Below are 893 nucleotides of genomic sequence, written 5' to 3'. Positions count from 1 at the left end.
GCTTTCTGATTGTCCACACCAGCTGCGCAAGGAGCCATATTGTAAAATGTACTAATACTTGTCATCACAACTCCCTTATCTGATAAGAAACACTTAACGAATAAGGGCACATTATTGTCAGGCGTTTACCTATCAGTAAGAAGGTTAATGCCTTATTTTTTGTTTCAGACAATAACGTATCAAACTCGCAGCAGTGCAATATCCAGATACGCCCCCAAATCCTGCGTAGAGGGCGCAGTAACGTAGGGAATTTCACCGAGCAACGGCGCAGAAAGATGATGTTGCAGCGTCTCCAGGTAGGCTTGATGCCAGCGTCCGGGTGGTTGAATGTCGTTAGCAATCCAGCCCGCCAGCGTCAATCCAGCCTGTGTAACGGCCTGAGCCGTCAGTAGGGCGTGGTTGATGCACCCCAGTTTGATACCCACCACCAGAATCACCGGCAGTTGCTCATGTTGTACCCAATCGGCAAACGTCCGCTGTGCGGTCAGTGGCGTGAACCAGCCACCGGCCCCTTCCACCAGCACCCAATCGGCCTTTTCGGTCAAGGCCGCCAGACCGCGCGACATCACCTCGAAATCAATTGGTCGCTGCTCAACCTTGCTCACGATATGCGGTGAGGTTGGCTCAATAAACACCAGCGGATTGACCTCATCGTAAGTAAGCGACACGCTGCTACACGCTTGCAGATGACAAGCATCTTCATTGCGTATGCCCTGCGGTGTCATCTCTGCCCCGGAGGCGACTGGCTTATAGCCCGCGCAGCGATACCCCGCCCGCGCTGCTGCCTGTAGCAATGCGCCGCTGGCGATGGTTTTGCCCACTTCAGTGTCTGTTCCGGTAATAAACCAACGTTTAGTCACGATAAATAATTCCATAAACCAGATGATAACTGA

Annotated in this window: 1 protein-coding gene; it reads right to left on the bottom strand. The window is 52.2% G+C overall.

All coding sequences use genetic code 11. From position 1 onward, the window contains the following. Window positions 1-179: 179 nt before the first annotated feature. A complete protein-coding gene (gene bioD, locus J5224_RS30905; protein WP_264628838.1) occupies window positions 180-860 on the bottom strand; it encodes a dethiobiotin synthase in 681 nt (226 codons plus the stop codon). Between the last annotated feature and the right edge of the window lie 33 nt (window positions 861-893).

The sequence above is a fragment of the Candidatus Symbiopectobacterium sp. NZEC135 genome, assembly GCF_025962695.1.
The sequence above is the reverse complement of the archived record's forward strand: the minus strand, read 5'-3'. Positions and strand labels throughout refer to the sequence as shown.